This is a genomic window from Streptomyces sp. NBC_01089, from assembly GCF_045162975.1.
Taxonomy (GTDB): Bacteria; Actinomycetota; Actinomycetes; order Streptomycetales; family Streptomycetaceae; genus Streptomyces.
Genome location: NZ_CP108660.1, coordinates 7,731,904 through 7,757,660 on the forward strand (window position 1 = coordinate 7,731,904; position 25,757 = coordinate 7,757,660).

24 protein-coding genes are annotated in these 25,757 nt (G+C 71.0%); 9 read left to right on the forward strand and 15 right to left on the reverse strand.

All coding sequences use genetic code 11. The annotated features are described in order from the left end of the window. Positions 1–423: 423 nt before the first annotated feature. The 5 genes from OG510_RS34810 to OG510_RS34830 all read right to left on the reverse strand — a co-directional run bounded on the left by OG510_RS34810 (position 424) and on the right by OG510_RS34830 (position 7,563). The gene (locus OG510_RS34810; RefSeq protein ID WP_406142006.1) at positions 424–2,073 is read right to left on the reverse strand and encodes a hypothetical protein; all 1,650 of its coding nucleotides are present in this window, start codon (positions 2,071–2,073) and stop codon (positions 424–426) included. Between the two features lie 145 nt (positions 2,074–2,218). Beyond that, positions 2,219–3,988 (reverse strand): acetyl/propionyl/methylcrotonyl-CoA carboxylase subunit alpha, encoded by a 1,770-nt coding sequence (locus tag OG510_RS34815; protein ID WP_406142708.1) that lies wholly within the window; start codon positions 3,986–3,988, stop codon positions 2,219–2,221. Positions 3,989–4,114: 126 nt separating this feature from the next. Continuing rightward, on the reverse strand, positions 4,115–4,321 hold the full coding sequence (locus OG510_RS34820; RefSeq protein WP_406142007.1) for an acyl-CoA carboxylase subunit epsilon: 207 nt from the start codon (positions 4,319–4,321) through the stop codon (positions 4,115–4,117). 28 nt (positions 4,322–4,349) lie between these two features. Further along, on the reverse strand, positions 4,350–5,918 hold the full coding sequence (locus OG510_RS34825) for an acyl-CoA carboxylase subunit beta (RefSeq protein WP_406142709.1): 1,569 nt from the start codon (positions 5,916–5,918) through the stop codon (positions 4,350–4,352). Positions 5,919–5,976: 58 nt separating this feature from the next. After that, entirely contained in the window at positions 5,977–7,563 is a 1,587-nt protein-coding gene (locus tag OG510_RS34830) for a methylmalonyl-CoA mutase (protein WP_406142008.1), read from the reverse strand. 101 nt (positions 7,564–7,664) lie between these two features. Here OG510_RS34830 and OG510_RS34835 point away from each other — a divergent pair, with 101 nt between their 5' ends. Continuing rightward, the gene (locus tag OG510_RS34835) at positions 7,665–8,363 is read left to right on the forward strand and encodes a TetR/AcrR family transcriptional regulator (RefSeq protein WP_406142009.1); all 699 of its coding nucleotides are present in this window, start codon (positions 7,665–7,667) and stop codon (positions 8,361–8,363) included. A gap of 32 nt (positions 8,364–8,395) precedes the next feature. Here OG510_RS34835 and OG510_RS34840 read toward each other — a convergent pair whose 3' ends face one another. Continuing rightward, a complete protein-coding gene (locus OG510_RS34840) occupies positions 8,396–9,016 on the reverse strand; it encodes a TetR family transcriptional regulator (protein ID WP_406142010.1) in 621 nt (206 codons plus the stop codon). A 94-nt stretch (positions 9,017–9,110) separates the two neighbouring features. On the opposite strand from OG510_RS34840, the gene OG510_RS34845 reads away from it, so the two are divergent. Together OG510_RS34845 and OG510_RS34850 are read left to right on the forward strand one after the other, a co-directional pair. Further along, a complete protein-coding gene (locus OG510_RS34845; protein WP_406142011.1) occupies positions 9,111–10,151 on the forward strand; it encodes an NAD(P)-dependent alcohol dehydrogenase in 1,041 nt (346 codons plus the stop codon). A gap of 156 nt (positions 10,152–10,307) precedes the next feature. Next, the gene (locus tag OG510_RS34850; RefSeq protein WP_406142012.1) at positions 10,308–11,126 is read left to right on the forward strand and encodes an MBL fold metallo-hydrolase; all 819 of its coding nucleotides are present in this window, start codon (positions 10,308–10,310) and stop codon (positions 11,124–11,126) included. An 88-nt stretch (positions 11,127–11,214) separates the two neighbouring features. On the opposite strand, the gene OG510_RS34855 is transcribed toward OG510_RS34850, so the two are convergent. From OG510_RS34855 to OG510_RS34875, 5 genes are all read right to left on the reverse strand, one after another. Then, entirely contained in the window at positions 11,215–11,604 is a 390-nt protein-coding gene (locus OG510_RS34855; RefSeq protein ID WP_406142013.1) for a hypothetical protein, read from the reverse strand. Positions 11,605–11,883: 279 nt separating this feature from the next. Continuing rightward, positions 11,884–13,611 carry a helix-turn-helix domain-containing protein gene (locus OG510_RS34860; protein WP_406142014.1) on the reverse strand — a complete coding sequence of 576 codons (1,728 nt, stop codon included), beginning with the start codon at positions 13,609–13,611 and terminating at the stop codon, positions 11,884–11,886. Positions 13,612–13,757: 146 nt separating this feature from the next. Beyond that, entirely contained in the window at positions 13,758–16,016 is a 2,259-nt protein-coding gene (locus OG510_RS34865; RefSeq protein ID WP_406142015.1) for a heavy metal translocating P-type ATPase, read from the reverse strand. A 111-nt stretch (positions 16,017–16,127) separates the two neighbouring features. Continuing rightward, positions 16,128–16,394 (reverse strand): heavy-metal-associated domain-containing protein, encoded by a 267-nt coding sequence (locus OG510_RS34870; RefSeq protein ID WP_406142016.1) that lies wholly within the window; start codon positions 16,392–16,394, stop codon positions 16,128–16,130. A 174-nt stretch (positions 16,395–16,568) separates the two neighbouring features. Then, on the reverse strand, positions 16,569–17,588 hold the full coding sequence (locus OG510_RS34875) for a cation diffusion facilitator family transporter (RefSeq protein WP_406142017.1): 1,020 nt from the start codon (positions 17,586–17,588) through the stop codon (positions 16,569–16,571). A 304-nt stretch (positions 17,589–17,892) separates the two neighbouring features. Between OG510_RS34875 and OG510_RS34880 the strand changes: the two genes are divergently transcribed. Together OG510_RS34880 and OG510_RS34885 are read left to right on the forward strand one after the other, a co-directional pair. Continuing rightward, positions 17,893–18,360, forward strand: coding sequence for a hypothetical protein (locus tag OG510_RS34880; protein WP_406142018.1), 468 nt, complete (start codon positions 17,893–17,895; stop codon positions 18,358–18,360). A gap of 100 nt (positions 18,361–18,460) precedes the next feature. Then, the gene (locus tag OG510_RS34885; RefSeq protein WP_406142019.1) at positions 18,461–19,105 is read left to right on the forward strand and encodes a DUF305 domain-containing protein; all 645 of its coding nucleotides are present in this window, start codon (positions 18,461–18,463) and stop codon (positions 19,103–19,105) included. Between the two features lie 179 nt (positions 19,106–19,284). Here OG510_RS34885 and OG510_RS34890 read toward each other — a convergent pair whose 3' ends face one another. Continuing rightward, positions 19,285–19,542: a hypothetical protein gene (locus tag OG510_RS34890; protein WP_406142020.1), complete on the reverse strand. Its 258-nt coding sequence runs from the start codon at positions 19,540–19,542 to the stop codon at positions 19,285–19,287. A 225-nt stretch (positions 19,543–19,767) separates the two neighbouring features. On the opposite strand from OG510_RS34890, the gene OG510_RS34895 reads away from it, so the two are divergent. Then, a complete protein-coding gene (locus tag OG510_RS34895) occupies positions 19,768–20,598 on the forward strand; it encodes a hypothetical protein (RefSeq protein WP_406142021.1) in 831 nt (276 codons plus the stop codon). A 69-nt stretch (positions 20,599–20,667) separates the two neighbouring features. Beyond that, entirely contained in the window at positions 20,668–21,969 is a 1,302-nt protein-coding gene (locus OG510_RS34900; protein WP_406142022.1) for a PP2C family protein-serine/threonine phosphatase, read from the forward strand. Between the two features lie 35 nt (positions 21,970–22,004). On the opposite strand, the gene OG510_RS34905 is transcribed toward OG510_RS34900, so the two are convergent. Next, a complete protein-coding gene (locus OG510_RS34905) occupies positions 22,005–22,754 on the reverse strand; it encodes a DedA family protein (RefSeq protein WP_406142023.1) in 750 nt (249 codons plus the stop codon). Between the two features lie 322 nt (positions 22,755–23,076). On the opposite strand from OG510_RS34905, the gene OG510_RS34910 reads away from it, so the two are divergent. Both OG510_RS34910 and crcB read left to right on the forward strand, forming a co-directional pair. After that, complete coding sequence (locus tag OG510_RS34910) at positions 23,077–23,571, forward strand: fluoride efflux transporter FluC (protein WP_406142024.1); 495 nt, start codon at positions 23,077–23,079, stop codon at positions 23,569–23,571. 64 nt (positions 23,572–23,635) lie between these two features. Continuing rightward, positions 23,636–24,010, forward strand: a complete 375-nt coding sequence (gene crcB, locus OG510_RS34915; RefSeq protein WP_164260356.1) for a fluoride efflux transporter CrcB — start codon at positions 23,636–23,638, stop codon at positions 24,008–24,010. Between the two features lie 58 nt (positions 24,011–24,068). Here crcB and OG510_RS34920 read toward each other — a convergent pair whose 3' ends face one another. Then, on the reverse strand, positions 24,069–24,716 hold the full coding sequence (locus OG510_RS34920) for a phosphatase PAP2 family protein (protein WP_406142025.1): 648 nt from the start codon (positions 24,714–24,716) through the stop codon (positions 24,069–24,071). Positions 24,717–24,969: 253 nt separating this feature from the next. Further along, positions 24,970–25,698: a dipeptidase PepE gene (gene pepE / locus OG510_RS34925; RefSeq protein ID WP_406142026.1), complete on the reverse strand. Its 729-nt coding sequence runs from the start codon at positions 25,696–25,698 to the stop codon at positions 24,970–24,972. Between the last annotated feature and the right edge of the window lie 59 nt (positions 25,699–25,757).

Consider the following 25,757-nt stretch of genomic DNA (forward strand, 5'->3'; position numbering starts at 1 on the left):
ACGAGTGAACCAGGTACGAAGGTGACACCCCGAGGTGTCGGTCCTTCTGGGATTGGTGGACCTCCGTACTGCAGACCCGACTCGAACCGAGCGGAGCCATCTGCCTGATCCAGACCCGCCGGCACGAAGACGACCTTGCCGGGCGCGTCCTCGCCACCGAACGAGACGCCTGGTGGGTCATCGGCCTCCCGGCCCTCGCCGGCAGTCCCGACGCCCCCCTCGGCCGAGCAACAGGCCAGCCCCTCTGGCCCGAACGCTTCGATGCAGCCCCACCACGCCAAGACCCGCAAGCGCGGCGGCGAACGGGTCTGGGGCGCCCTGTACATGCCGGCCGGGTGAGTCCCCGGCGCTTCCCCTCGTGAACCTGAACACATCCTGAGCGCCTGCTTCCCCGCGTATGGAGCGGCATCCCCCGGAGCCACCTCACCGCAGTGCGTCGAGCCGCCCGCGTATCCGGGCCACGCGCTCATGCACCGGCCGCCGGCCGAGTGCGGTGACGGGACCGGTCAGCTCGTGCAGGAAGGCGCTGTCCTCAGGGTCGACCGCCGCGACATCCTGGGCACGCACGATCACCGGGAACCCGGCCAGGGCCGGGTCGTCCGGAGCGAGGGCCGCAACGGAGCCTTGGAAGTGCTCCGGCCCGACCGACCCCACCGGCCCGACCGATCCCACCGATCCCACCGGCCCGGGCAACGGCTTCTCCAGCAGTACGACGCTGTCGCCGGTGCGCCCCAACTCCTTGATCAGTTCGAGTTCCCGCAGCAGCGCGGGGGTCTTCTCCGCCGCCCAGACGACGACACGCTCGGCGAGGACGATGAGGGTACGGACGACGGCCGGCCAGCCGTCGTCCGGCAGATACAGGAACCGCTGCAGTCGTGTGGAGATGCCGAGCAGGGACCCCATCTGACGGTCGATCCCCAATGCGGCGGCCCCGGTGTTGGCTACCTGAACGACATCAGTGATCTCGGCCATCCGGTTCAGTACGCGCAGGCCGTCCGTATAACGAATGACCCGGGCATACCCGTCCGGATCGTCCTGCCCCACCACCGAATGGGGCGGCGAGCCCACGAACGACGACTCGGTGAGTTCGAAGTTGCGCAGCAGCAGAACGGTGGGATCTCCCGAGCACGCCGACCGCCGTACGAGGTTCGTCGTCGCACGATGGATCCGACCGGCCAGCCGGATGGAATGCACGTCGTAGTCGCGCGGGACGCCGACGAGCCCCTCCGGGTCGTAACGTCCTGTCCGGCGGGCTGCCCGCATCATCGCGTCCAGGTATCCGGTCTTGAACTCCGGCTCCGGTATGCGCACCGTTTCCAGTACGTCCAGCGCATGCCTGGCGATCCGGACATGCTCGCTCAGCTTGCTGTTTCCGGGATCGGCGGTGTCCGCCGCGAACAGTTCGATGATGCGCGCGTAGGTCCGCCCGGCGGCCCGTTCTTCGCCGATTTCCATGCAGTTGATGGCCTTGTTGACCATGGTGGCGGCGACATTCACCCGCAGCCAGGGTTCGCCGCTCGACTGCCAGCGCTCGATGATCTCGTCGCAGACGTCGATACTCGCCTGTGTGCGCTGCCGGTTGTTGTGCGTATCCCTGCCGATGACGAGGAGCGTGCTGAGGTCCATGAGCGCCTTGCAGCTCAGCCATTGCGTTTCCGTGTCTCCCCTCTGGGGGATCAACTCGACCATCCGCCTCAGCGACGTGGTCGCGTGCGCATGCAGCTCGGGCAGCAGGGCCGCGTCACGGTAGAGGCCGGTCGCCCCCGAGACCGTCCGCCGGGCGAGGCCGTCGCCACGCGGCGCGTACAGGCCGACCAGCCAGTCGGTCAGAATCAGCGAGTCGTCGAACCGGCCGAGCGCGACGCAGCGCTCGATCGTCGCGCCCACGGTCATACAGTGCGCCAGATCCTCATCGGGCGCCGGCCCGAGCTGCCGAGCGAGCACCGGAAGGGTGCGCATCAGCCAGACATGGAAGTCCGCGTCGGCAACCGCCCGGCTGGTCGCCCCCCGACGCGCCACATCCCAGCGGGCCAGGATGTTGTCCGCAGTCGCTTCCCCATCCGGGTCGGGCACGAGACCAACTCTTTTCCTGGCCGGGCGGCCCGAGAGCCCTTCGCTCCCGGGTCACCCGGCCAGGATGGCGCACGAGCCCACCAGCGGCAGGGTTTTGCGCCAGTCGCGGCCTCTCCGAGCCGCCGACCCCACTCCCGCCGGTCGCTCAGTCCTTGATTTCGCAGATGACGGCGCCCGAGGTGAGCGAGGCCCCGATCTCGGCGGTCAGACCCTTGACGGTGCCCGACCGGTGGGCGTTGAGCGGCTGTTCCATCTTCATCGCTTCGAGGACGACGACGAGTTCACCTTCGGTGACCTGCTGGCCCTCCTCCACGGCGACCTTGACGATGGTGCCCTGCATCGGGGAGGCCAGCGCGTCACCGGACGCGGCGGAACCCGACTTCTTCGCGGCCCTGCGCTTGGGCTTGGCGCCCCCGGGCCCCGTCGCACCGGCCTGCGCCAGGCCCAGGGACGACGGCAGTGACACCTCGACGCGCTTACCGCCGACCTCGACCACGACGGTCTCGCGGGTGTCCGCCTCCGCCTCGCCCGTACCGGGCGCCACGAACGGCGGGATCTCGTTGACGAACTCCGTCTCGATCCAGCGGGTGTGGACCGTGAACGGCGCCTCGCTGCCGGTGAGTTCGGGAGCGAAGGCCGGATCCCTGACGACCGCGCGGTGGAAGGGGATGGCGGTGGCCATGCCTTCGACGGTGAACTCGTCCAGGGCGCGGGCGGCTCGCTGGAGGGCCTGCTCGCGGGTGGCGCCGGTGACGATCAGCTTGGCGAGCAGCGAGTCCCAGGCGGGGCCGATGACCGAGCCGGACTCGACGCCCGCGTCGAGGCGGACACCGGGGCCGGTCGGCGGGGCGAAGGTGGTGACGGTGCCCGGGGCGGGCAGGAAGCCGCGGCCCGGGTCCTCGCCGTTGATACGGAACTCGAAGGAGTGACCGCGCAGCTTCGGGTCGTCGTAGCCCAGTTCCTCGCCGTCGGCGATACGGAACATCTCGCGCACCAGGTCGATGCCGCTGACCTCTTCGGTGACGGGGTGCTCCACCTGGAGGCGGGTGTTGACCTCCAGGAAGGAGATGGTGCCGTCGAGGCCCACCAGGAACTCGACGGTGCCCGCGCCGACGTAACCGGCCTCCTTGAGGATGGCCTTGGACGCGGCGTACAGCTCGGCGTTCTGCTCCTCGCTCAGGAAGGGCGCGGGCGCCTCCTCGACCAGCTTCTGGTGGCGGCGCTGGAGCGAGCAGTCACGGGTGGAGACGACGACGACGTTGCCGAACTTGTCGGCCAGGCACTGGGTCTCGACGTGCCGCGGCTTGTCCAGGTAGCGCTCGACGAAGCACTCACCGCGCCCGAAGGCGGCGACGGCCTCGCGGACCGCCGAGTCGTACAGCTCGGGGATCTCTTCGAGGGTGCGGGCGACCTTCAGGCCGCGGCCGCCACCGCCGAAGGCCGCCTTGATGGCGATCGGCAGGCCGTTCTCCTCGGCGAAGGCGACCACCTCGTCGGAGCCGGAGACCGGGTCGGCGGTTCCGGGGACCAGCGGGGCACCGGCACGCTGCGCGATGTGCCGGGCGGCGACCTTGTCACCCAGGTCGCGGATCGCCTGCGGCGGCGGCCCGATCCATATCAGCCCCGCGTCAAGGACCGCCTGCGCGAACTCGGCGTTCTCGGAGAGGAAGCCGTAGCCGGGGTGGATCGCGTCCGCGCCGGAGTCGGCGGCGGCCGCCAGCACCTTGGCGATGTCCAGATAGCTGGTCGCGGGGGTGTCACCGCCCAGGGCGTACGCCTCGTCCGCCGCGCGGACGTGCAGAGCGTCGCGGTCGGGGTCCGCGTAGACCGCCGCGCTCCCGATCCCGGTGTCCCGGCAGGCCCGGGCCACGCGTACGGCGATCTCGCCGCGGTTCGCGATGAGTACTTTCGTCAGCACGCCGACGCCTCCCGCGCGGTCGGCCGTCCGCCACTGAGCGGGCCGGGGATATCGATGATGCGAGGGGCGCCGCCGAGGCGTATGCGCTGTCGCGGGCTGTTCATGGTTGCTCCGATCGGAATGTCAGTGGGGCAGGGCCGGGGTGCGCCACCCGGCGGGGCCGTAGGTGTGCGGAGTACGCAGGAGAAGGGGAGGGGACCCCCAGGCTCCGGCCGGGCGGGGGCCAGGGGCGGGGCCGCCGGTGGGGCCGGCGGTGCGGTCGGCGGACAACACCGCGACCATGGCGGCGAGTTCCTCGGCAGTGGGGTTTCCCCGGACAACCTTGATCACAGCGGCTCCTCATGGTGTGCGGAGAGTCCTACAGGGGGATGTTGCCGTGCTTCTTGGGCGGCAGTGACTCGCGCTTGTCACGCAGGGCCCGCAGGCCCCGGACGATGTGGCGGCGGGTCTCGGACGGCATGATCACCGCGTCGACATAGCCGCGTTCGGCCGCGACGTACGGGTTGAGCAGCGTGTCCTCGTACTCCTGGATCAGTTCCCGGCGCCGCTCGTCCTGGGCCGTGGGGTCGTCGATCGCGGTGAGCGTGCGCCGGTGCAGGATGTTGACTGCGCCCTGGGCGCCCATGACGGCGATCTGCGCGGTGGGCCAGGCGAGGTTGAGGTCGGCGCCCAGGTGCTTGGAGCCCATCACGTCGTACGCGCCGCCGAACGCCTTGCGGGTGATCACCGTGATCAGCGGCACAGTGGCCTCGGCGTACGCGAAGATCAGCTTGGCGCCGCGCCGGATGATGCCGCCGTACTCCTGGTCCACACCCGGCAGGAAGCCCGGTACGTCGACGAAGGTGATGACCGGGATGTTGTACGCGTCGCAGGTCCGCACGAAGCGGGCGCCCTTCTCCGACGCGTCGATGTTGAGACAGCCGGCGTACTGCAGCGGCTGGTTGGCGACGATACCGACGGACTGGCCCTCGACCCGGCCGAAGCCGGTGATGATGTTCGGGGCGAACAGCGCCTGGGTCTCCAGGAATTCGTGGTCGTCCAGGACGTGTTCGATCGTGGTGAGCATGTCGTAGGGCTGGTTGGCCGAGTCCGGGATGAGCGTGTCCAGCTCCCGGTCCACGTCCGAGGTCTCCAGGTCCGCCTCCTCGGGGAAGGCCGGCGGGGCGGAGAGGTTGTTGGACGGCAGGTACGACAGCAGGCTCTTGACGTACTCGATCGCGTCCTTCTCGTCACCCGCCAGATGGTGCGCCACACCGGATGTGGAGTTGTGCGTACGGGCGCCGCCCAGCTCCTCGAAGCCGACGTCCTCACCCGTGACCGTCTTGATGACGTCGGGCCCCGTGATGAACATGTGCGAGGTCTGGTCGACCATCACCGTGAAGTCGGTGATCGCGGGCGAGTACACCGCGCCGCCCGCGCACGGGCCCACGACCAGGCTGATCTGGGGGATCACCCCGGAGGCATGGGTGTTGCGGCGGAAGATCTCACCGTAGGCGCCCAGCGAGGCCACGCCCTCCTGGATGCGGGCACCGCCGGAGTCGTTGATCCCGATGACAGGACAGCCGTTCTTGAGCGCGAAGTCCATGGCCTTGACGATCTTCTGGCCGTATACCTCGCCGAGGGCCCCGCCGAAGACGGTGAAGTCCTGCGAGAACACCACGACCGGGCGGTCGTCGACGGTGCCGTAACCGGTGACGACCCCGTCGCCGTACGGGCGGTTGCTGTCGAGACCGAAGTGGGTGGAGCGGTGCCGGGCGAACTCGTCCAGTTCGGTGAAGGACCCCTCGTCGAGCAGCAGGTCGATCCGTTCGCGGGCCGTCAGCTTGCCCTTGGCGTGCTGTTTCTCGATGGCGCGTGCCGACCCCGCGTGTGTCGACTCCGACGTACGGCGCTGGAGATCGGCGAGCTTGCCCGCGGTCGTGTGCATGTCTGTGGCGTTCACTTCTGTGGCTTTCACTGGTTGTTCCACCCCGGAGGATCGTCGGTCAGAAGGTGTCGTGGGGGACGTGCACGCCCCAGATGTCGCGCAGGGCATGGGAGACCTCGCCGACCGTTGCGTGGTGCCGCAGCGCCTCACGCATCGGGGGGAGCACGTTGTCGGTGCCCTGCGCGGTGGAGCGCAGAGCGTCCAGGGCACGTTGCACGGCGTCGTTGTCGCGCTCGGCGCGCAGGGCCGCCAGGCGCTCGCACTGGTCGGTCTCGATACGGGGATCGACCCGCAGCGGCTCGTAGGGCTCCTCCTCGTCGATGGCGTACTGGTTGACGCCGACGACCGTCCGGTCGCGTTTGTCGATCTCCAGCGCGATCCGGTACGCGGACTTCTCGATCTCGGACTTCTGGAAGCCCTGCTCGATCGCCGCGACCGCACCTCCCCGGTCCTCGACCGCCTCGATCAGCTCCAGGGCCGCGCCCTCCACGTCGTCGGTCATCGACTCCATGACGTAGGAACCGGCGAAGGGGTCGACCGTCCTGGTCACGTCGGTCTCGTACGCGATGACCTGCTGGGTGCGCAGAGCGAGGCGGGCGGCCTTCTGGGTGGGCAGGGCGATGGCCTCGTCGTAGGAGTTGGTGTGCAGGGACTGCGTCCCGCCCAGGACGGCGCCCAGGCCCTGGAGGGCGACCCGGACGAGGTTGACCTCAGGCTGCTGCGCGGTCAGCTGCACCCCCGCGGTCTGGGTGTGGAAGCGCAGCATCTGCGACTTGGGGTTCCTGGCCTTGAACTCGTCGCGCATGATGCGCGCCCAGATACGGCGGGCGGCGCGGAACTTCGCGATCTCCTCCAGCAGCGTGGTCCTGGCGACGAAGAAGAACGACAGGCGCGGTGCGAAGTCGTCGACATCGAGCCCGGCGGCGATCGCGGCCCGTACGTACTCCTTCGCGTTGGCCAGGGCGAAGGCGATCTCCTGCGCGGGCGTGGCTCCGGCCTCGGCCATGTGGTAGCCGGAGATGGAGATCGTGTTCCAGCGGGGCATCTCCCGGTGGCAGTAGGCGAAGGTGTCGCTGATCAGGCGCAGTGACTGCTTCGGCGGGTAGATGTAGGTGCCGCGGGCGATGTACTCCTTGAGCACGTCGTTCTGGACCGTGCCCGTCAACCGGTCGCCGGATATGCCCTGTTCGGCACCCACCAGCTGGTAGAGCAGGAGCAGGGCCGAGGCCGGTGCGTTGATCGTCATCGATGTCGACACCTGGTCCAGGGGCAGATCCCGGAACAGCGTCCGCATGTCCTCGACCGAGTCGATCGCCACGCCGACCTTGCCCACTTCGCCGCGGGCGACGGGCTCGTCGGAGTCGTACCCCATCTGCGTCGGCAGGTCGAAGGCGACGCTCAGGCCGCCCGTGCCCGCGCCCACCAGCTCGTGGTACCGCTCGTTGGACTCCTTCGCCGTGCCGAACCCGGCGTACTGCCGCATGGTCCATGGCCGGCCGGTGTACATCGACGGATACACGCCCCGGGTGAACGGGAACTTCCCCGGGCTGCCCAGTTTGGTGTCCGCGTCGAAGTCCGCCAGTGACCAGCCGTCGTAGAGCGTCTGGATCGGCAGTCCTGACTCGCTCTCTGCAAGAGAACCCATATCCCAACCTCCTGCGGTACTGGATATCGGTGAGACGGTACTCAGTACCATTGTAGTGGGCAAGTGGTCTCGGCCTGCGAGACAGGGGAGGATGGGCCGTCATGAGCAAGCCACCCGCGCGAATCCGCCTGGCGGACGCCGCCTTCGCGCTCTTCGACGAGCGCGGATACGAGCAGACGACCGTCGACGACATCGCGGAACGGGCCGGAGTCGGGCGTACGACGTTCTTCCGGCACTACCGGTCCAAAGAAGCGGTGATCTTCCCCGATCACGACCGGCTCCTCGACCTGATCAGGGACCGGCTGGCCACGTCGAGCCAGAGCACCGCCCTGGTCGCCGTGTCGGACGCGGTGCGCCTGGTCCTCCTGCACTACATCGACGAAGGCGACCTCGCCCGCCGGCGTTACGCGCTCACCAGCAAGGTGACCGCCCTGCGCGACCGGGAGATCGCCAGTGTGGCGCGCTATCAGCGGCTCTTCCGCGAGTTCATCGCGGACTGGATGGGGGACCCGACGGCGGCGGCCTCACTGCGGGCCGAGCTCATGGCGGCGTCGGTGGTCTCGGCCCACAACCATGTGCTGCGCCGCTGGCTCCGCGACGAGTGCTCCGAGCCGGTGGCTGAGGTGGACGAGGCGATGCGTGAGGTTCTGGCGCTCTTTTCGGGACCGCCGGAGCGCGAGAACGTTGCGGCGGGGGCGGCGGGGGCCGACACGATGATCGTCGCTTTCCGTACCGAGCAGGACCTGGAGGCTCTGCTTCCCTCGCTGAGGCGGCTGGCCGAACGCGGGCCCACGGTCTGATCCGGCCCGCGGGCTGATCCGGCCGCCGGGGGTCAGGGGGCCTTGTCGGCGGGGGGCGTGTCGCCCCTGTCGGCCGCGGTGGCGCTTCGGACACAGTCGCGGAGCAGGGTGCGGCGCCGCTCATGTACGGCATCGGGTTCCTGGTTGCCGGCCGCGTAGACGTTGCTGACCGGTGACCAGGCCATGGACATGGCGATGACCACGGCCATGATGTCGAACGGGTCGCCCGCGCGGATCCGCCCGGCGGTCTGGGCCTCGGCGATGGCCGTGAGCTTGTGGTCGTCGTAGTGCTGATGGGTCTCGACGAGGTGCCCGGCAGGCCGGCGCTCCAGCCGTGTCCAGGTCGCCAGCCGGATGAGGTCGGGGCGGCGCAGATACTCGTCGTAGAGACGGACGGCCCAGTCCGCGAGATCGTCGGCGTCGATGGGTACGACGTTGGTGATCCGCTCCAGCGAGCTGAGGAAGATCGCGTCGAAGAGCCGTTCCTTGTCGCCGAAGTAGGCATAGAGCTGCGCCTTGTTGGTGTGCGCTGCCTTCACGATGCGTTCGATGCGCGCCCCGGCGATGCCGTGCTGGGCGAACTCTTCGGTGGCGGCGTCCAGGATGCGCTGGTAGGTCGCGGCGCCTCGCGAGGTCTGGGGCTGTTCCGGCATGCCCGCAGCCTACCAAACAGAACAGTTGGTTTGCCTTGGCGGTCGGGTCGTGCTTAGACTTCGACAGACCGAACAGTCTGTTTAAGGAGTGGGAATGCGAACGACCACCGGATGGCAGGCGGCGGGGCCGACGGCGCTGCGGCGCACTTCGCTGGAGCGCCGTGACCTGCGCCCCGACGACATCGCGGTGCGGGTCGACCACTGCGGTGTGTGCCACACCGACCTGCACGCCCTGAGCGCCCACGACCAGGACACGGAGGCGCCCCTGGTGCCCGGTCACGAATTCACCGGCGTGGTGGCCGGGACCGGACGGGAGGTGACCGCCTTCTCGGTCGGCGACGCCGTCGCGGTGGGCAACATCGTCGACTCCTGTGGCGTGTGCGCCATGTGCGAAGCCGGACAGGAGAATTTCTGCCATTCCTTCCCGACGCTGACCTACGGAGGCACCGACCGGCAGGACGGGTCGACCACCCTGGGCGGCTACTCCCGCGAGTACGTCGTGCGCGACACCTTCGCCTACCGGCTCCCCTCAGGTCTCGACCCGGCCGCAGCCGCCCCGCTGATGTGCGCCGGCGTCACCGTCTGGGAACCCCTGCGCTCCCTCGGCGTGGGCCCCGGCAGCCGTGTCGCCGTGGCCGGGCTCGGCGGCCTGGGTCACCTCGCGGTCAAGATGGCGGTGGCACTCGGCGCCACCACGACCGTCATCAGCCGCACCGAGGACAAGCGCGACGACGCCCGCGAGCTCGGCGCCCACGACCTCATCGCCTCCACCGACCCCCAGCGCATGGCCACGGCGCGTGACACCTTCGACGTCGTCATCGACACCATCTCCGCCCCTCACGACCTCGCCCCGTATCTGAAGCTGGTGGCGATGGACGGCACCCTCAGCCTCCTCGGGTACCTCGGTCCCGTCACCGTCGAGGCCATGGATCTGCTCATCGGCCGCAAGAAGCTCAGCTCCGGGGGCAGCGGGGGCCGCCGGGCGACAGCCGAGATGCTCCAATTCTGCGCGGACCACAGCATCGCAGCCGACGTCGAAGTACTCCCGTCGGCACAGGTGGACACGGCACTCGACCGCCTCCGGCGCAACGACGTCCGCTACCGCTTCGTGCTCGACATGTCCGACCTGGACTGAGGCGGCAGTTGGCCGGGCCATGGCATCGTCGACGCGCGGGCACGCGGGGAAGGGGAAAGCGCGGGTGACGCCGATAGGGTCGGCGGACCCTGCCTGTTCGTGACGGCGGGACACGGAACCATGGCTGACGGGGGCTGAGAGAGGAGACCCGGCCGTATGCCTGAGTGGATCTGTGCGACCTGCGCCGTGCAGTACCCGGACACCGGACAGCCTCCGGCGCACTGTCCCGTCTGTGAGGACGAGCGCCAGTACGTCGGTCCGGAGGGACAGCGCTGGACCACGATGGGTGAACTGGCCCGCGACCACACCAACGAACTGCGTGACGAGGAACCCGGACTCGTCGGGATCGGTGTGCAGCCCTCGGTCGCGATCGGCCAGCGCGCTCTGCTGGTCCGTACGCCGCACGGAAACGTGCTGTGGGACTGCGTGCCCCTGCTCGACGACGACGCGAAACGGCAGATCGCCCGGCTGGGCGGGATCGACGCGATCTGTATGTCCCATCCGCACTTCTACGGCGCCCACATCGAGTTCGCCGAGGCTTTCGACGCCCGGGTCCTGATCCCGCGCGCGGACCAGCAGTGGATCCAACGGCCCTCGCCCCGCATCGAGTTGTTCGACGACGAAGCCGAACCCGTTCCCGGACTGACCCTGGCCCGGATCGGCGGCCACTTCGACGGAGCCTCCGTGCTGCACTGGCCCGCCGGCTCCGAAGGCCGGGGCGCGCTGCTGACCGGCGACACCGTCGCCGTCGTCCAGGACCGGCGCTGGGTCAGCTTCATGTGGAGCTTCCCCAACTTCATCCCCCTCGACGAGCACACCGTCGAAGACATCGCCCGCAGAGTCGAACGGTTCGCCTTCGACCGTGTCTACGGCGGCTGGTGGGGCCGCGTCGTGATCGGCGACGGCGCAGCGGCCGTCCGCCGCTCGGCCGACCGCTACATCGCACGGCTGCGCGGCGAACGGCCGCCACCGTGAGCCGCGGTCGGTACGGGACAGGCCCCGGGCCCTCGCCGGTGCGGCGCGGGCCCGGGACCTGGTTCAGCTTCCCCCGGTCTCCTCGTGGTCAGGGATAGACCCTGCCGCTGCACGGGTCGATGCCCGCCTTGCTGAGGCAGACCTTGTAGCTGGTCGCACTCTTGTCGAAGTACGCGTCGGCACAGTTGGAGTTGTGGCCGTCCTTGTCGCTGAGGGTGTACTGGGTATTGCCGTCCGCGAAGTAGTAGACCCCGTAGACCGAGTGCCCGTCGCTCTTGTCGTCGCAGACCCAGGCGTGGTGGTTGGCGGTGTTGTAACCTGCGTGCCCGCCTCCCACATAGGCTTTGGTGGTGCTCGCCGGGGTCATCGTGGCGCTCGCCGCCGACGCGGTCATCAGCGAACCCCCGAGCAGCGCCGCCACACCTGCGGTCACTGCGGCGATCCGGCGGATCCTGGCCTTCTCACGCTGGTTGGGCATATCTGTTCTCTCCCGTCTGTGGGAAACGGTCCGCGCGGGAACCGTCTCTGCTGAAGCGGTGAAACCGTCTCCGGTGAAACCGGCGTCCGCCGTGCCGGGGCGCGAGGAACCGCTGCCTGGTGCCCGTCGGACGAGGACGGCACCCACCTTGGTCGGCCGCACCCCCGGGGACGACCCCGACGGAGCGTTCCGGGACGGCGGGTTGGGAGATACCGCCTGGCCTGCGGGGACGCCGGCGGCTGGGACGGTCGTGGGACGGGGGAGGGGAGGAGGGGAAGGTCAGCCGCGGCCGTGGGGGCGGCTCAGGACGAGGACGGGGGTACCGGTCACCGTCAGGGTGCGGCCGTGGAGCGGCTCCTGGCGGCCGCCGATGCGTGCCACCGCCACGGCGCCCGCGGGCACGGGAACAGCCGTGCGTCCCTCGCCGGCCCACAGCACGCTCTCCTGTCCGGCGCCCCCCGGCCTGCGGAAGTCGCACCGCCACACCGCTGCGGGCAGGCCGGCCGCGGGGCCGTGGCCGCACCCCACCGTGCTCGCCCCTGCCAGCCAGTCCTGCAGCTGCCCGACCGCGCGCGCCGCGGCGGTCGGCGGTCTGCCTTCCGCCTGCAGTACGACCGGGACACGCGTACCGCCCCAGCTGTACAGGTAAGTGCGCTCCAGATGCAGGTCCCGGGCAGCCAGTCCGACCAGATAGGTGCGTACGGCATAGTCCGCCGCCCGCGTCCCGGTCAGCCGCGGCCCGTGGGGGATGTCGTAGGCGGGCCCGGTGTTCCACAGCGCAATCCCCGCGCCGGCCGAGTGGAGGGTCTCGTACGCGGTACGCACCTGTTCGTACAGCTGCTCCGGTGGCTCCGCGCCGGGCCGCTGACGCAGTTTCAGGCCCGCCACATCGCAGAACCGGTACCCGCCGAGCGCCGCGAACCGGCGTACGAAGTCCTTCCCGGCCGGTTCACCGGCCCGCTCCATGGAGGGGCAGACCACGGTCGCGCCCGGATCGGCGTGCCGGATGATGCCGGCCGCACGCCGGACCATCTCGACGAGCCTCGCGGCGCTCCCGGTGTAGAAATGCTGGTCGTCCGCGGTGTCCCACAGTTCATAGGCCGCGATCCTGCCCCGGTCCCGCCGGACGAGTTCCCGCACGAAGCGGTCCCAGTCGGCGAGCGAGTCGGGCGGTGCGGTGCGGGAGTCATCGGCGTAGAGCGAGCGGCCGCCCGCCGGAGCGGCCCAGGCCGGTGTCCCGCCGAACACGAACAACACCGGTCTGCCCGCGCGGCGCGCCCCGGCCACCAGCCGGTCGAGCGGGGCCCAGGCGAACGCGCCCCGCCGTGGCTCCAGGTCCGCCCAGCGGGTGCCGCTGTCCCACAGCCGCACACCGCCGACCCGGAACGACGGCATGGCACCGGTGTTGGAATTGAGCGTCACCCCGAACCCGGCCGGGTCGACCGGATCAGGCGCCCACACCCAGGACATCCCGGGCCCGCCGGGATCCGCGACAGCGCGCCGCCCGCGCTCCTGGACCCCGCTCCCGGACATCATGAACACCGCGATCAGCACCACGGCCATCACCAGCGCCGTACGCGGCAGCCGCCACCTCGCCCGGTGTTGCGGGCTCGCTGCGGGCGCTTCACCTGTCGCCGCTGCGGGCGGTGGCCGGTCAGGTGGTGCGGGTGCGGGTGCGGGTGCGGGTGCGGGTGCCGGTGGCTGTGCCTGTGTCTGCGCTTGTGCCGGTTCGGGGAGCCGGCGCCGGGCCGCCCGCCACAGGCGGAGCAGGTCCTCCAGCTCGCCCGGCCCCGCACCGCACTCCTCCGCGAAAGCCACCAGCACCCGGCAGTCCTGCGGAACGCTCGCCCCCGTGCAGTACCGGTGCAACGTGGAGCTCGTGGTGAACACCCGCCCGGCCAGAACCCCGTAACTGTGACCGCTGCGCTGCTTCAAGACCTGTAACAGTGCGGCCAGTTGCCCTGCGGCCTGCTCCGAACGACGGTCGTCTCCCCCGTGGACAGCCATGACCAGCAGGCTATCCAAGGGAGCGGTGTCCCCTCAGGCGAAACGGTTCCGGCCGCACGGACGGGACAGAAGTGGTCCCTGTCATGGAGAGCCCCGGCGCAGCGGGTGCCGCGCCGGGGCCCGACGGATCTTCCGTACCGCCGTGGCTACTTGAAGGAGCGCAGCCGCAGGCTGTTGGTGACCACGAAGACCGAGGAGAAGGCCATGGCGGCCCCGGCGATCATCGGGTTGAGCAGCCCGGCCGCGGCCAGCGGCAGCGCCGCCACGTTGTAGCCGAAGGCCCAGAACAGATTTCCCCTGATGGTGCCGAGGGTCCTGCGCGAGAGCCGGATCGCGTCCGCCGCCACGCGCAGATCGCCCCGTACCAGCGTCAGATCCCCGGCCTCGATGGCCGCGTCCGTGCCGGTGCCCATGGCCAGGCCCAGATCAGCGGTGGCCAGTGCGGCCGCGTCGTTCACGCCGTCGCCGACCATCGCCACCGAACGGCCTTCTCCCTGCAGCCGCTTGATGACGTCCACCTTGTCCTGCGGCAGTACCTCGGCGATGATCTCGTCGATCCCGACGGCGCGGCCCACGGACTCGGCCACCGCCTTGTTGTCGCCGGTCAGCAGTACGGGCGTGAGGCCGAGCGCCCGCAGCTGGGCGACCGCTTCGGCGCTGGTCTCCTTGACGGCGTCGGCGACGGTGAGCACGCCCCGGGCCTCACCGTCCCAGGCCACGACGACCGCTGTGCGCCCCTCCGCCTCCGCCGCCGCCTTCGCGTCCGCGAGCCCGGGCGGCAGCGCGATGGCCCACTCGGCCAGCAGCTTCTCCCGGCCGACGAGCACCGCGTGCCCGTCGACGATGCCCTGGACGCCGAGCCCGGCGACGTTCTCGAAGTTCTCGGCCACGGGGAGGGGACCGGCCAGCTCTGTGGCGCCGGCCGCGATGGCCTGGGCGATGGGGTGCTCGGACGCGTGCTCCAGCGCGCCGGCCAGCCGCAGCAGTTCCTTCTCGCCGACACCCGGCGCGGTGAGGGCGTCCTGGAGGGCCATCCGCCCGGTCGTGACGGTGCCGGTCTTGTCGAGTACGACGGTGTCGACCCGGCGGGTGGACTCCAGGACCTCCGGGCCCTTGATGAGGATGCCCAGCTGCGCGCCGCGCCCCGTCCCGACCATCAGCGCGGTCGGGGTGGCCAGGCCCAGGGCGCACGGGCAGGCGATGATCAGTACGGCCACGGCCGCGGTGAACGCGGCGGTGGCGTCCCCGGTCGCCACCAGCCAGGTCAGCAGCGTGCCCAGCGCGATGACGAGGACGACGGGCACGAAGACGCCGGAGATCCGGTCGGCGAGGCGCTGCACCTCGGCCTTGCCGTTCTGGGCCTCCTCGACCAGCCGCGCCATCCGGGACAGCTGGGTGTCGGCGCCGACCCGGGTGGCCTCGACGACCAGCCGGCCCGAGACGTTCACGGTGGCCCCGGTGACGGGATCGCCCGTCCGTACGTCGACCGGCACCGACTCACCGGTCAGCGTCGAGGCGTCGACGGCCGATGCCCCGTCCACCACGGCGCCGTCGGCTGCGATCTTCTCCCCGGGACGTACGACGAAGCGGTCGCCCACGACCAGTGCGGCCACCGGGACCCGGGTCTCGCGGCCGTCCCTGAGCACGGTCACGTCCTTGGCGCCCAGCTCCAGCAGCGCACGCAGTGCGGCGCCCGCCTTCCGCTTGGACTTCGCCTCCAGATAGCGCCCGGCGAGGATGAACGTGGTGACCCCGGCCGCGGCCTCCAGATAGATGGAGGACGATCCGTCGGCGCGCGACACGGTGAACTCGAACCCGTGCCGCATCCCCGTCATTCCGGCCGTGCCGAAGAACAGGGCCCACAGCGACCAGCCGAGCGCGGCCAGCGTGCCGATGGAGACCAGGGTGTCCATGGTGGCGGCGCCGTGCCGGGCGTTGGTCCAGGCGGCTCGGTGGAACGGCAGGGCGCCCCAGACGACGACGGGGGCGGCGAGCGTCAGGGAGAGCCACTGCCAGTTGTCGAACTGCAGGACCGGCACCATCGCCATCAGGACGACGGGTACGGAGAGAGCCAGTGAGACGAGCAGCCGCTGCCGGAGCGTGACCGTTTCACCGTCGTCCGCCGGTGGTCCGGACTCCGTGGGCTCCTCGGCCGCCGGCGGCGCCGGCTCCTCGGCGGTGTAGCCGGTTCTCTCGACGGTGGCGATCAGGTCCGCGACATCCATGCCCTCGCCGTACGAGACCTTCGCCTTCTCCGTCGCGAAGTTGACCGTGGCGGTGACACCGTCCAGCCTGTTGAGCTTCTTCTCGACGCGCGCCGCACACGACGCGCAGGTCATCCCGCCGATGGAGAGCTCGACTTCGGCGGCCGGAGCCACCGGTTCCTGGTGAGCCGTAGTGGTCATTGCGTGTCTCCTGGGGGAGTCCGGTGCGTACGGCTTCCGTATGAGCGGGGCGGTACGGACCGGAGTGGAATCCCAGGCCCGGGACGGAGCGGCCCCGGGCGGGACGGAACGTCAGAGACGGCCGGTGAGCTCGTAGCCCGCCTCGTCGACGGCGGCGCGGACGGCTTCGTCGTCCAGTGCCGCCGACGAGACGACCGTGACCCGGCCGGTGGCGGCCACGGCTTGCACCGAGGTCACGCCGTCGATCGCCGAGATTTCCTCCGAGACCGCGCCTTCGCAGTGGCCGCAGGTCATGCCCGACACCTGGTACGTGGTGGTGAGGGGGCCGGCCGCGACGTCGGTCGCGGCACCGGAGCGGGAGTCTGCCTGGGAGGTCATCGCATCTTCCTTAGGATCGCTGTGAGCGGGCAGTCGGATGGAGCAGGGTCTCGCCTTGCGCACCCGTCTTCCCGAAGACAGGAACACCATACCCAAGGGGGGTATTCCCTCGCCTGTCGGGTCACCGCGGCGGGCGGAGCCGCCCGTATACCGTCCCTGCCCGCCCCTGCGGGATCAGTGATCGTGCGGCCCGGCGTGGTGCGTGGGCCCGTGGGCGTCCTCGCAGTGCGCCGCTGAACGGGCGGCGGACGGCGGGGCGGCGCCGATGGTGAGGTCCTGTACGGCAGCGGCCGTATGGGCGTGGTCGACCTGGAGGGTGGTGTGGGTGATGTTCCACCGGTCCGCCAGGAGCCGTTCGAGGCCGCGGCGTACGGCGTGGCAGTCACCGGCCGGGGTGACGAGCACATGGGCGGACAGGGCGGTCTGCTCGGAGCTGATCTGCCAGACGTGCAGATCGTGGACCTCCACGACCCCGTCCTGCGCCGCGAGCTGGTCGCCGAGGACGTCCGGGTCGGTGCCCGCGGGGGCGGCTTCCAGGAAGATGCGGCCCGATGCCCGGGCGAGCCCGGCGCCGGCGCGCACCATGAGGGCCACCACGACCAGCGTCGCGATGGCGTCGGCCCTGGCGAACCCGGTGGTCAGCACCACCACACCGGCGACAGCGGTGGCGATGAAGCCGTACAGGTCGGTCAGGATGTGCTGGTAGGCGCCCTCGACGTTGAGGCTGGTGCGGTTGGCCCGGGAGATGCACCAGGCGGCGAGGAGATTGACGGCGACTCCGACGAGCGCGGTGACCAGAACCGGGCCACCGGTGACCGTCGGAGGGTCGATCAGGCGCCGCGCCGCTTCGTAGGCCAGCCAGGCGGCGAGCACGAGCAGGGTGATGCCGTTGGCCTGGGCGGAGAGGATCTCGGCGCGCTTGAGGCCGAAGGTGTAGCCGCCCCTGGCGGGGCGTGCGGCCAGCCGCATCGCGACCAGTGCCAGGACGATGGACGCGGCGTCAGTGAGCATATGGGCCGCGTCGGAGAGCAGGGCGAGGGAGTGCGAGGCCAGTCCGACGACGACTTCCCCGGCCATGAAGACGAGGATCAGGGTGAGGGCGCCGCCCAGCCAGCGGCGGTCCGCGTCCTGGGCCACGCCGTGGCTGTGCCCGTGGTCACCCGAGCCCGGATGGTGGTGATCGTGGCTGCTCACGTGATGCCCCCTGTGCGGTCGCAGACCGGCAGTGAACCTCAGTACGGGCCATCCGTGCAAAGGCTGCACCGATGTCGGTTACCAGTGTCGATAACGGCGCTGCCCGCGCACCGTGCGCGGGGCCGGGCGGGCAGGTCGCCGCGTCACCCGCCAGGTGCGGGGGAGAGGGCCCGGCCGGGCGTCCGATACCAGGCCGGGGTATCGTCGGGCCGTACGGTGACGGCCGGGCCGCCCTGAGCGAGTGGCGGTCGGCAGGACGGCGCACCGGAACACAAGAGCCGGAACACGCAGAGCGGGGAGTCGGGTGAGCAGCGGAGCCGCACGCCGACGGGTCATGCGGGTCATGGCCCGGCCGGCCGTGATGTGCGCGCTGCTCCTCGGCCTGTTCCTGATGCACGGCGCACCGGCCTCCGCGGCCGGCGGCTGCCACGGGGTGTCCGCCACCGCCTCCGCGGCGGCCGTCATGCCCGGCGGTCACGGCCATTCCGCGATGGCGCCCGAGGCCGAGGCCGCCCATCCGGCCACCGCTCACTCCGGTTCCGCGTTCCGGGCCGGCCCCGAGTCGGAGATGCGCGGGGCGGTCTGTGTGTCGACCCCCGCACGCGACCACACCCTGCTCAAGCCCGCGGGCCTCGGTGGGGTGGCCGGCAGCGCACTCCTGGCAGCCGGGGCGCTGAGCGGCCGGCCGCTGCTCCCGGGCCGCACCGGCCGGAGAGGGCCGCCGAGAAGCGGGCGAAGTCTGCTGCTGCAGGTGTGTATCGCGCGGGCGTGACAGGGCCGCGCCGGACCCGGCCGGTACGGCCCGGGCATCCGGCAACGGTTCCCGCTCACCCTGCGCGCCCTGCGGCGCGCCCACCCGGAAAGACCCCGCCATGTCTGTTCACTCGTACTCCTCCGCACGCCGCCGCGCCGGTGTGGCCGCCGGTGCCGTCGCCGCTCTCGCGCTGGGACTCGCGGCCTGCGGCTCCGGCGGCACTGAATCGTCCACGTCAGGTACCCACCACGGAAGCGGTGCTTCCGCCCCGGCGGCGGGGAACTTCAACGCGGCGGACGTGTCGTTCGCGCAGATGATGATCCCGCACCACCAGCAGGCCGTGTCGATGGCGAAACTGGCCGACGGCCGGGCATCGGACCAGGAGATCAAGAGCCTGGCCGCCGACATCGAGAAGGCTCAGGGCCCCGAGATCAACACGATGCAGGGCTGGCTGTCGTCGTGGGGCAAGCCCGCGTCCCCGTCCATGGATCACAGCATGCCGGGCATGGACCACGGCAGTGATTCGTCCATGCCCGGCATGATGACCGCCAAGGCCATGACCGGACTCAAGGCCGCCAAGGGCAAGGACTTCGACAGAAAGTTCACCGAGATGATGATCGGCCACCACGAGGGCGCGATCACGATGGCCGATGACGAGCAGAAGAAGGGCCGCAACCCCGCGGCCAAGAAGCTCGCTGTCGCCGTGGTGAAGGACCAGCGGGCCGAAGTCGCCAGGATGCACAAGATCCTCGACCGGCTCTGAGCCCCGCTCCGCGCCCCGCTCTGAGCCCCGCTCCGCGCCCGGCGGGCCGTGACCGGCACGGTCCGCCGGGCGCTGCGTAACCCCTGTTCCGGGCCCTCGTCACGGAGGGCCCGGAACCGTGCGCTGCCGTACGGCCGGCCCCTTGTCCCGTATCCGCGCTCGTATCTGCGCTGGAGAGGTCAGGCGCCGGGCAGCAGCCGGGTCTCCTGGGCCCGGTGGGGGCGCAAGTCCCGCAGGACGGACTCGACTTCGACGATGAGGGCGTCGTACGAGACCAGGCGCTGCCACTCCGGGTCGGGGGCACCCGGTACCGTGGCGCCACGTGCTGTCCACTGGGCGGCCAGCTCCGAGTACAGCGGTGTCCTGGAGTCCGTTCGGCCGAACGTGTAAGCGCCGGCATGCCTTCCCGTTGACGGGGGAGGGCCTTGAGATGCCACCGGCTGCGGCGTGGGGAGCAGCGGGGCCTGTGCGGGTGGCGGGATGAATACCGCTGAACCCCTGGCTGTGGTGGTGGCGGGCGCGCGTGCGTTCATGACGGGGGTAACGACCACCGCCCGTCGGAGTAACTCCCCACGGACAGAACGATAAGCTGTGATTTACCCTCTTCGATGTAATTCAACGTTAAGTCGTTTCAAAACGGGCAATCCAGCGTTGATCCGGCCATGGATCCAAGGGAGCTGTGGGAGCGGCATGCTGTGCTGGCACAGGCGTTCTGCGCCAATGACGAAGAGGTGCGCCGTGCCCAGGGGGCGCTGGACGAGGGACACGCGGTGCGTACTCGGACGCTCGCCGCGTTCGCGGTGACGCTGGGGAGCGACAGCACCGTCGCGGGACTGCTCGGGCTCCCGGAACGCGAGGTACGCATCGCCCGGCGCACCGTGGGCAAGGACGACGCCCGCGCGGTGGCCCAGGCGCTCCTGGCGGAGCACGCCCCCGAGCATCCCGAGCCGCCTCCGGTGGACTGCGTCGACAGCAGCCAGGCGCAGCAGGCGCCCGAGGCCGCCCAGCAGTTCCGTGCCACCATCCCGGCGCCGCGCCCCTCGCAGGCTCCCGGCGTCCCTCCCGTTCCCGACGAGCCGGTCCAGGAACCCGCCGCTTCCCCGGCCGTGGACGCCGTTCTCGTCGGTGCCTGGAGCACCGGGGTCGACCTCTCCGTACTGGCCAACGAGCTCGGTCTCGACCTGGCGCACCTGGTCGCCAGGGCGCGCTATCTGGAGACCCAGGGCCACCTCACCTACGCCGCGCCGCCCCCCGACCGGTCGGGGCGCCACCGCCGCTCCGGCGCCGAGGCGGCTGCCGCCGCACCCTCCCAGCAGTGGTACGACCCGGCCCAGCACCAGCAGGTCCACCAGCAGACCCCCTGGGACCAGCAGCCGCCGCTCGCCGACTTCACCACCGGTCCGATGCACGACTGGGACGGCATCCTCAACCAGTGGGACGCGAACTCCAGCCCGACCATCAACTCGTCGGTCTCCTGGCAGGGGCGTATGTGAACCGCCCGCGGGATCCTTCCTCCGCGTCGCCCCGGTGGTGACCCGGTACGTCTCGTGCAGACTGGCGGTGTGGCCACAGACGACGCGGAGGACCGGCTCGCGGCGGTCGGACAGGATCTGGAGCGGGCGACCGCCCGGCTGCGGCTGCTCGCCGACGCCAGCACCGCCCTGTCGAGCGTTCTCGACGCGGACGAGGCACTCAACCGGCTGGCACGACTGATCGTCCCTCAGGTGGCGGACGCGTGTGTGGTGGATCTCGTCGCGGACGGCGGGGTACGCAGGCTGGCCGCCGTGCACCGCGACCCGGGCCGTGAGCTGCCACCAGCGCCGGACAGCCTGCCCTGGTCCGACGAGTTCGCCGCGCCCCTGGCCCGGGTGCTGCGCGGCGCGGGACCGGTGACGGTGACCGGCTTCGGAGGGTACGCGCCGGCCGGCTCGCTCCAGTCCGCGCAGCTGGAGCTCTACCGCGCCCTCGACGCCAGGACGGTGCTGATCGTGCCGCTCCAGGTGCGCAGAGAGGTGTTCGGCGCGCTGAGCCTCGTCCGTACCGGGTCCGCCGAGCCGTTCGGCGAGGAGGAGACCTCCCTCGCGGTCGATTTGGGGCACCGGGCCGGGCTCGCCGTCGAGAACGCCCGGCTGTACGCGATCCAGCTGCGCACCGCCGAGCAGCTGCAGCTCTCGCTGCTGCCCGACCTGTCGGGGATCGAGCACCTGGAACTCGCCGCACGGTATGTGCCCGCCAGGGAGGGGGCCGAAGTCGGTGGTGACTGGTTCGACGCCTTCCGGCTGAGCGACGGCTCCACCGTGCTGGCCGTCGGAGACGTCGTCGGACACGATCTCGCCGCGGCCGTGGGCATGGGGCAGCTGCGCAACATGCTGCGGTCGCTGGCGTACGACAGCGGCGACTCGCCCGCCGGTGTGATGCGCAGGCTGGACGGTGTGATGCAGGGGCTCAGCTCCATCGAACTCGTCACCAGCGTCATCGCGCGCCTCTACACGCCCCCCACCGGGCCGTGGTTCGTGCACTGGACCAACGCGGGGCACCCGCCCCCGGTGCTGACCAGCCCCGCCGACGGCAGCAGACTCCTGGAGGAGGGCCTTGCCCCGCTCCTCGGAGTGGACCCGGCCATCGAGCGGGAGGACGCGCTGGCCGTGCTGGAACCGGGCTCCACCCTGCTGCTCTACACGGACGGGCTCATCGAACGGCCCGGTGAGGACATCGGCAGGGGGTTCACCAGGCTGCGTCAGCACACGGCGAGTCTGGCGGGTGAGCCGCTGGAGACCTTCTGCGACGAACTGCTGGTGCGGCTCACGGACGGCCACTTCGACGACATCGCGATCCTGGCACTGCGCGTGCCCCCGCGCTCCTGAGGCTCCGGGCCCCGACCGCTCAGCCGCTCAGCCGCTCAGTCGCTCGGGTGCGCGGTGCCGGTGCTGTCGGCGGCGCCGTCGTCCGGGTCCACGGACGCCCCGCCGCTTCTGTGGTCCTCGGGGTCCTTGTGGTCCTCGGGGTCCTCGGGGTCCTGAGGGGGCCGGGGGTCCTCGGCCTCCTCGCCACTCCTGCGGCGCCGCCGGACGTACCTGACGACCAGGACGACCACGACCAGCCCCACGAACAGCAGCGCGGCGCCCCGGCCGACGTAGTGCTCGATGCTGCTGTACGCGTTGCCCGCTGCGTAGCCGATCAGTGTGAAGCCCACACCCCAGACGAGTCCGCCGAGCGCGTTGAACAGGAGGAAGGTGCGGTACCGCATGCCGGAAGCGCCCGCGAGCGCCGGCATGACCGCGCGGAAGAACGCCACGAAGCGGCCCAGGAACACGGCCACAGGACCCCGGCGGCGGATCAGGTCCCGGGCCGATTCGATGCCGTCCCGGTGGCGGCGCAGGGATCGCGACGCCAGCAGCCGCGGGCCGAACCGGTGGCCGATCTCGTATCCGACGGAGTCCCCGGCGATGGCAGCGGCCACCACGATGAGAGCGAGCCAGAAGACGGACACCTGGTGCTGCGCGGCCAGTACGCCCCCGATGACGGCAGCGCTCTCGCCGGGGATGACGAAGCCGAAGAACAGCGCGTCCTCGCAGAAGACCAGAGCGGCGACGACGGCGTAGACCGCGGCCCCGGACAGCCCGGACAGCCAGTCGGTGATCGTGCCCACCGTGTCTCCTTCCCTGCCGCCATGTCCCCGCCGTCATGGTCTGCCAGCGCTGTTCGCGGCCCCGAGCGAGCGCGGGCCGTGGTGTCCGAGGCTGTCAGCCGCCGCGCCGATCCGCACTACGGCGACGCTACCTCTCGGGCCGCAGGCGTCCGGAGCGGGCTGTGACCGGCCACGGTATGATCAGGCAGGTCGGGAGGCCGGTGGTCTCCCGTGCGGCGGTGGGGCCCGCCGTATCCGAACTGCGGCGATGGCGCCGCCAACGGTCCCTACTTGCGATGACGCGCGCCCGGTGCGTGCGGTGACCGCCGAGTAGGAGAACCACGTGACGACACAGCCCCACGCCCCGACGGTGGACGACCCCGTCAGCTCGAACCCCGATACCGCCACCGCCATTCCCGCGCGGCGCGACGGAGCGCGGGAAGCCCAGTGGCCGGTCCTGGCGGCTGTCTCGCTCGGCGGGATGGCCGGCGCGTCCGCACGGTACGGCGCCGGGCTCCTGTGGCCCACGGCAGGCGGGGCCTTCCCCTGGACGACCCTCGTGGTCAACACCGTGGGCTGCGCGGTCATCGGCGTGTTCATGGTGCTCATCACCGAGGCCAGGTCGGTGCACCCGCTCGTACGCCCCTTCTTCGGCACCGGCGTCCTGGGCGGCTTCACCACCTTCTCCACCTACGCCGTGGACATCCAGGGGCTGGTCGATGGCGGCCATGCCCGTACGGCGCTGGCCAGTCTGGCGCTGACACTGCTGGCCGCGCTCGCCGCCGTCCGGACCACCACCACCCTGACCCGGCGTCTCGTCGCGGGGCGACGGCCATGACCGGGCGGGCCACCGCGCACATCCGTGAGAGCGCCGGACGTACCGGCCATGACGAGGAGGAACGTTGAACTGGCTGCTGGTGATCGTGGGGGCCGCGGTCGGCGCCCCGCTGCGCTATCTCACCGACCGCAGGGTGCAGGCGTCGCACGACACCGTCTTCCCCTGGGGGACCTTCGCCGTCAATGTCTCGGCGTGTCTGGTCCTGGGGCTGGTCACCGGCGCGGTCGCCGCGGGGGCCGCGTCGTCCCAGGTGCAGCTGCTCATCGGTACGGGGCTCTGCGGGGCGCTGTCGACGTACTCGACGTTCTCGTACGAGACGCTGCGGCTGGCGCAGGACGGGGCCCGCTTCTTCGCCGCGGCCAATGTCACGGCGAGTGTGGTGGCGGGGCTGGGCGCGGCCTTCGTGGGAGCGTCCCTGGCCCAGGCGTTCTGGGGCTGAGGCGCTCCCAGCAAGCTGAGGCCCTCCCACCGAAGGGGCGGCCGTCCGCTCGGTTGTGTCAGCCCGCCGCGTGGGACCCGGCAGGGCCCGCGGTCAGCACGGGGGCCAGCACCCCGGTACGCAGCCGCTCGACCAGCGGGGTGCCGAGGCGGCGCAGCGCCAGGCTGGTCAGGAACGCGATGGGCAGGGCGAGGATCGCCGAGCCGAGCACGTCGTGGGGGTAGTGCGCGCCCACATAGACGCGGGTGAACGCCTCGAAGAGCGCGAAGACCGCGGCGATGGCGCTCAGCTTCCGGTTCAGCAGATAGAGGGCCGCCACGGTCGCCGCGGCCGTCGTGGTGTGGCCGCTGGGGAAGGCGAAGTCGGACGGCACCGGGCAGGTCTCCACGATGAACGCGTGCGGCATCGAGCGGCAGGGCCGCACCTCCGACACGAGCTTCTTGACCACCTCGGCCACGGCGAAGGCGACCACGACGCTCACCGGCACGGCCAGTGCGAGAGCCATCGACGCGCTGTCGCGCCGCCGGGCCTGCCACCATCCGACGACCATCAGGACGGCGAACACGCCGAGGCCGATGTTGGTCCACGATTCCAGCGGGGCGTTCAGCCACCGGGTGTCTCGTGCGAAGTCCGTGACGGTGGTGAACAGCGAACCGTCGATGTGTGAGCCGTTGAAGGCCAGCGGCACCGGGGAGACAGCAGTCATCAGGCGGAACTCTCAGGCTCGGTCGGGGCTGCCATGCTCCGCGGGAGACGTACGGCATCCACGGTCTGAATGGATCTACAGGACTGTAGACGGACTGTAGACGGTGCCCAGGGGGGAGCCAAATCATGGACGGCGGGTGACGCCCGCTTGAACGGACCGTGGCCCCGGACAGCAGGGCCCGGCCCCGGCCGTCCGGGGCCGGACACGGAGTCCGGCCCCTCAGCCGGTGCCTGTGTTCACACGGTGGGCGCGCTCAGGACGCCGGGGAGTCGAAACGGGGCTCGGTGGTGAGCAGTGCGGAGACGTCGGAGTCCACCGGCAGCTCGCGGGCGGGCGCGCCCCGGGTGAACAGGACACCCGGGCGTTCCCCGGCGAGCGTCGCCGCCGGTCCCTCCACCCGCAGCCAGCTGCCCTCGCGCAGGCCCAGTACGGGTACGTCGTTCTCCTCCAGGAACTCGGTCAGCCGCTCGGCGCGCGTCTCGCCCTTGTGCGTGCTGCCCGGGTCGGGGTCGAGGTAGTGCGGGTTGATCTGGAACGGCACAAGACCGAGCGTGTCGAAGGACGGCGGCTGCACGATGGGCATGTCGTTGGAGGTGCGCAGGGTGGGGGCGGCCATGTTGGTGCCGGCGCTGGCGCCCATATAGGGGAGCCCGCCGCGCACCGCGTCGCGTACGGCCTCGCGCAGACCCGTACGGTACAGAGCGCTCAGCAGCCGGAAGGAGTTCCCGCCGCCGATGAACACGGCGTCCGCTGCGGCCAGTTCGGCCAGCGGATCGCCGCTCTCGTGGACCCCGCGCACCGAGATCCCGGCCGGCTCCAGGGCGCCGCGCACGCGCGCGGTGTACGTGTCGTGGTCGGCCAGGGCGTAGGGGACGAAGGCGAGCCTGGCGCCCCGCGGCAGGAAGCCGGTGACGGTGTCCAGGGCGTGCTCCAGGTAACCGCGCCCGTACTGGGTGGAGTTGGACAGCAGCAGCAGATTCACGGTGGCGCTCTTTCGGTGAAGGGACAGTGGGGGATGGGTGGTTGGGTCGGACGGGGGTG

Excerpts from the sequence above, each read along its gene's own strand:
- OG510_RS34825 (WP_406142709.1), bottom strand. The coding sequence starts at position 5,918 with ATGCACACGACCGCGGGCAAGCTCGCCGATCTCCAGCGCCGTACGTCG.
- OG510_RS34830 (WP_406142008.1), bottom strand. The coding sequence starts at position 7,563 with ATGGGTTCTCTTGCAGAGAGCGAGTCAGGACTGCCGATCCAGACGCTC.
- OG510_RS34835 (WP_406142009.1), top strand. The coding sequence starts at position 7,665 with ATGAGCAAGCCACCCGCGCGAATCCGCCTGGCGGACGCCGCCTTCGCG.
- OG510_RS34840 (WP_406142010.1), bottom strand. The coding sequence starts at position 9,016 with ATGCCGGAACAGCCCCAGACCTCGCGAGGCGCCGCGACCTACCAGCGC.
- OG510_RS34845 (WP_406142011.1), top strand. The coding sequence starts at position 9,111 with ATGCGAACGACCACCGGATGGCAGGCGGCGGGGCCGACGGCGCTGCGG.
- OG510_RS34850 (WP_406142012.1), top strand. The coding sequence starts at position 10,308 with ATGCCTGAGTGGATCTGTGCGACCTGCGCCGTGCAGTACCCGGACACC.
- OG510_RS34855 (WP_406142013.1), bottom strand. The coding sequence starts at position 11,604 with ATGCCCAACCAGCGTGAGAAGGCCAGGATCCGCCGGATCGCCGCAGTG.
- OG510_RS34860 (WP_406142014.1), bottom strand. The coding sequence starts at position 13,611 with ATGGCTGTCCACGGGGGAGACGACCGTCGTTCGGAGCAGGCCGCAGGG.
- OG510_RS34865 (WP_406142015.1), bottom strand. The coding sequence starts at position 16,016 with ATGACCACTACGGCTCACCAGGAACCGGTGGCTCCGGCCGCCGAAGTC.
- OG510_RS34870 (WP_406142016.1), bottom strand. The coding sequence starts at position 16,394 with ATGACCTCCCAGGCAGACTCCCGCTCCGGTGCCGCGACCGACGTCGCG.
- OG510_RS34885 (WP_406142019.1), top strand. The coding sequence starts at position 18,461 with ATGTCTGTTCACTCGTACTCCTCCGCACGCCGCCGCGCCGGTGTGGCC.
- OG510_RS34895 (WP_406142021.1), top strand. The coding sequence starts at position 19,768 with ATGGATCCAAGGGAGCTGTGGGAGCGGCATGCTGTGCTGGCACAGGCG.
- OG510_RS34920 (WP_406142025.1), bottom strand. The coding sequence starts at position 24,716 with ATGACTGCTGTCTCCCCGGTGCCGCTGGCCTTCAACGGCTCACACATC.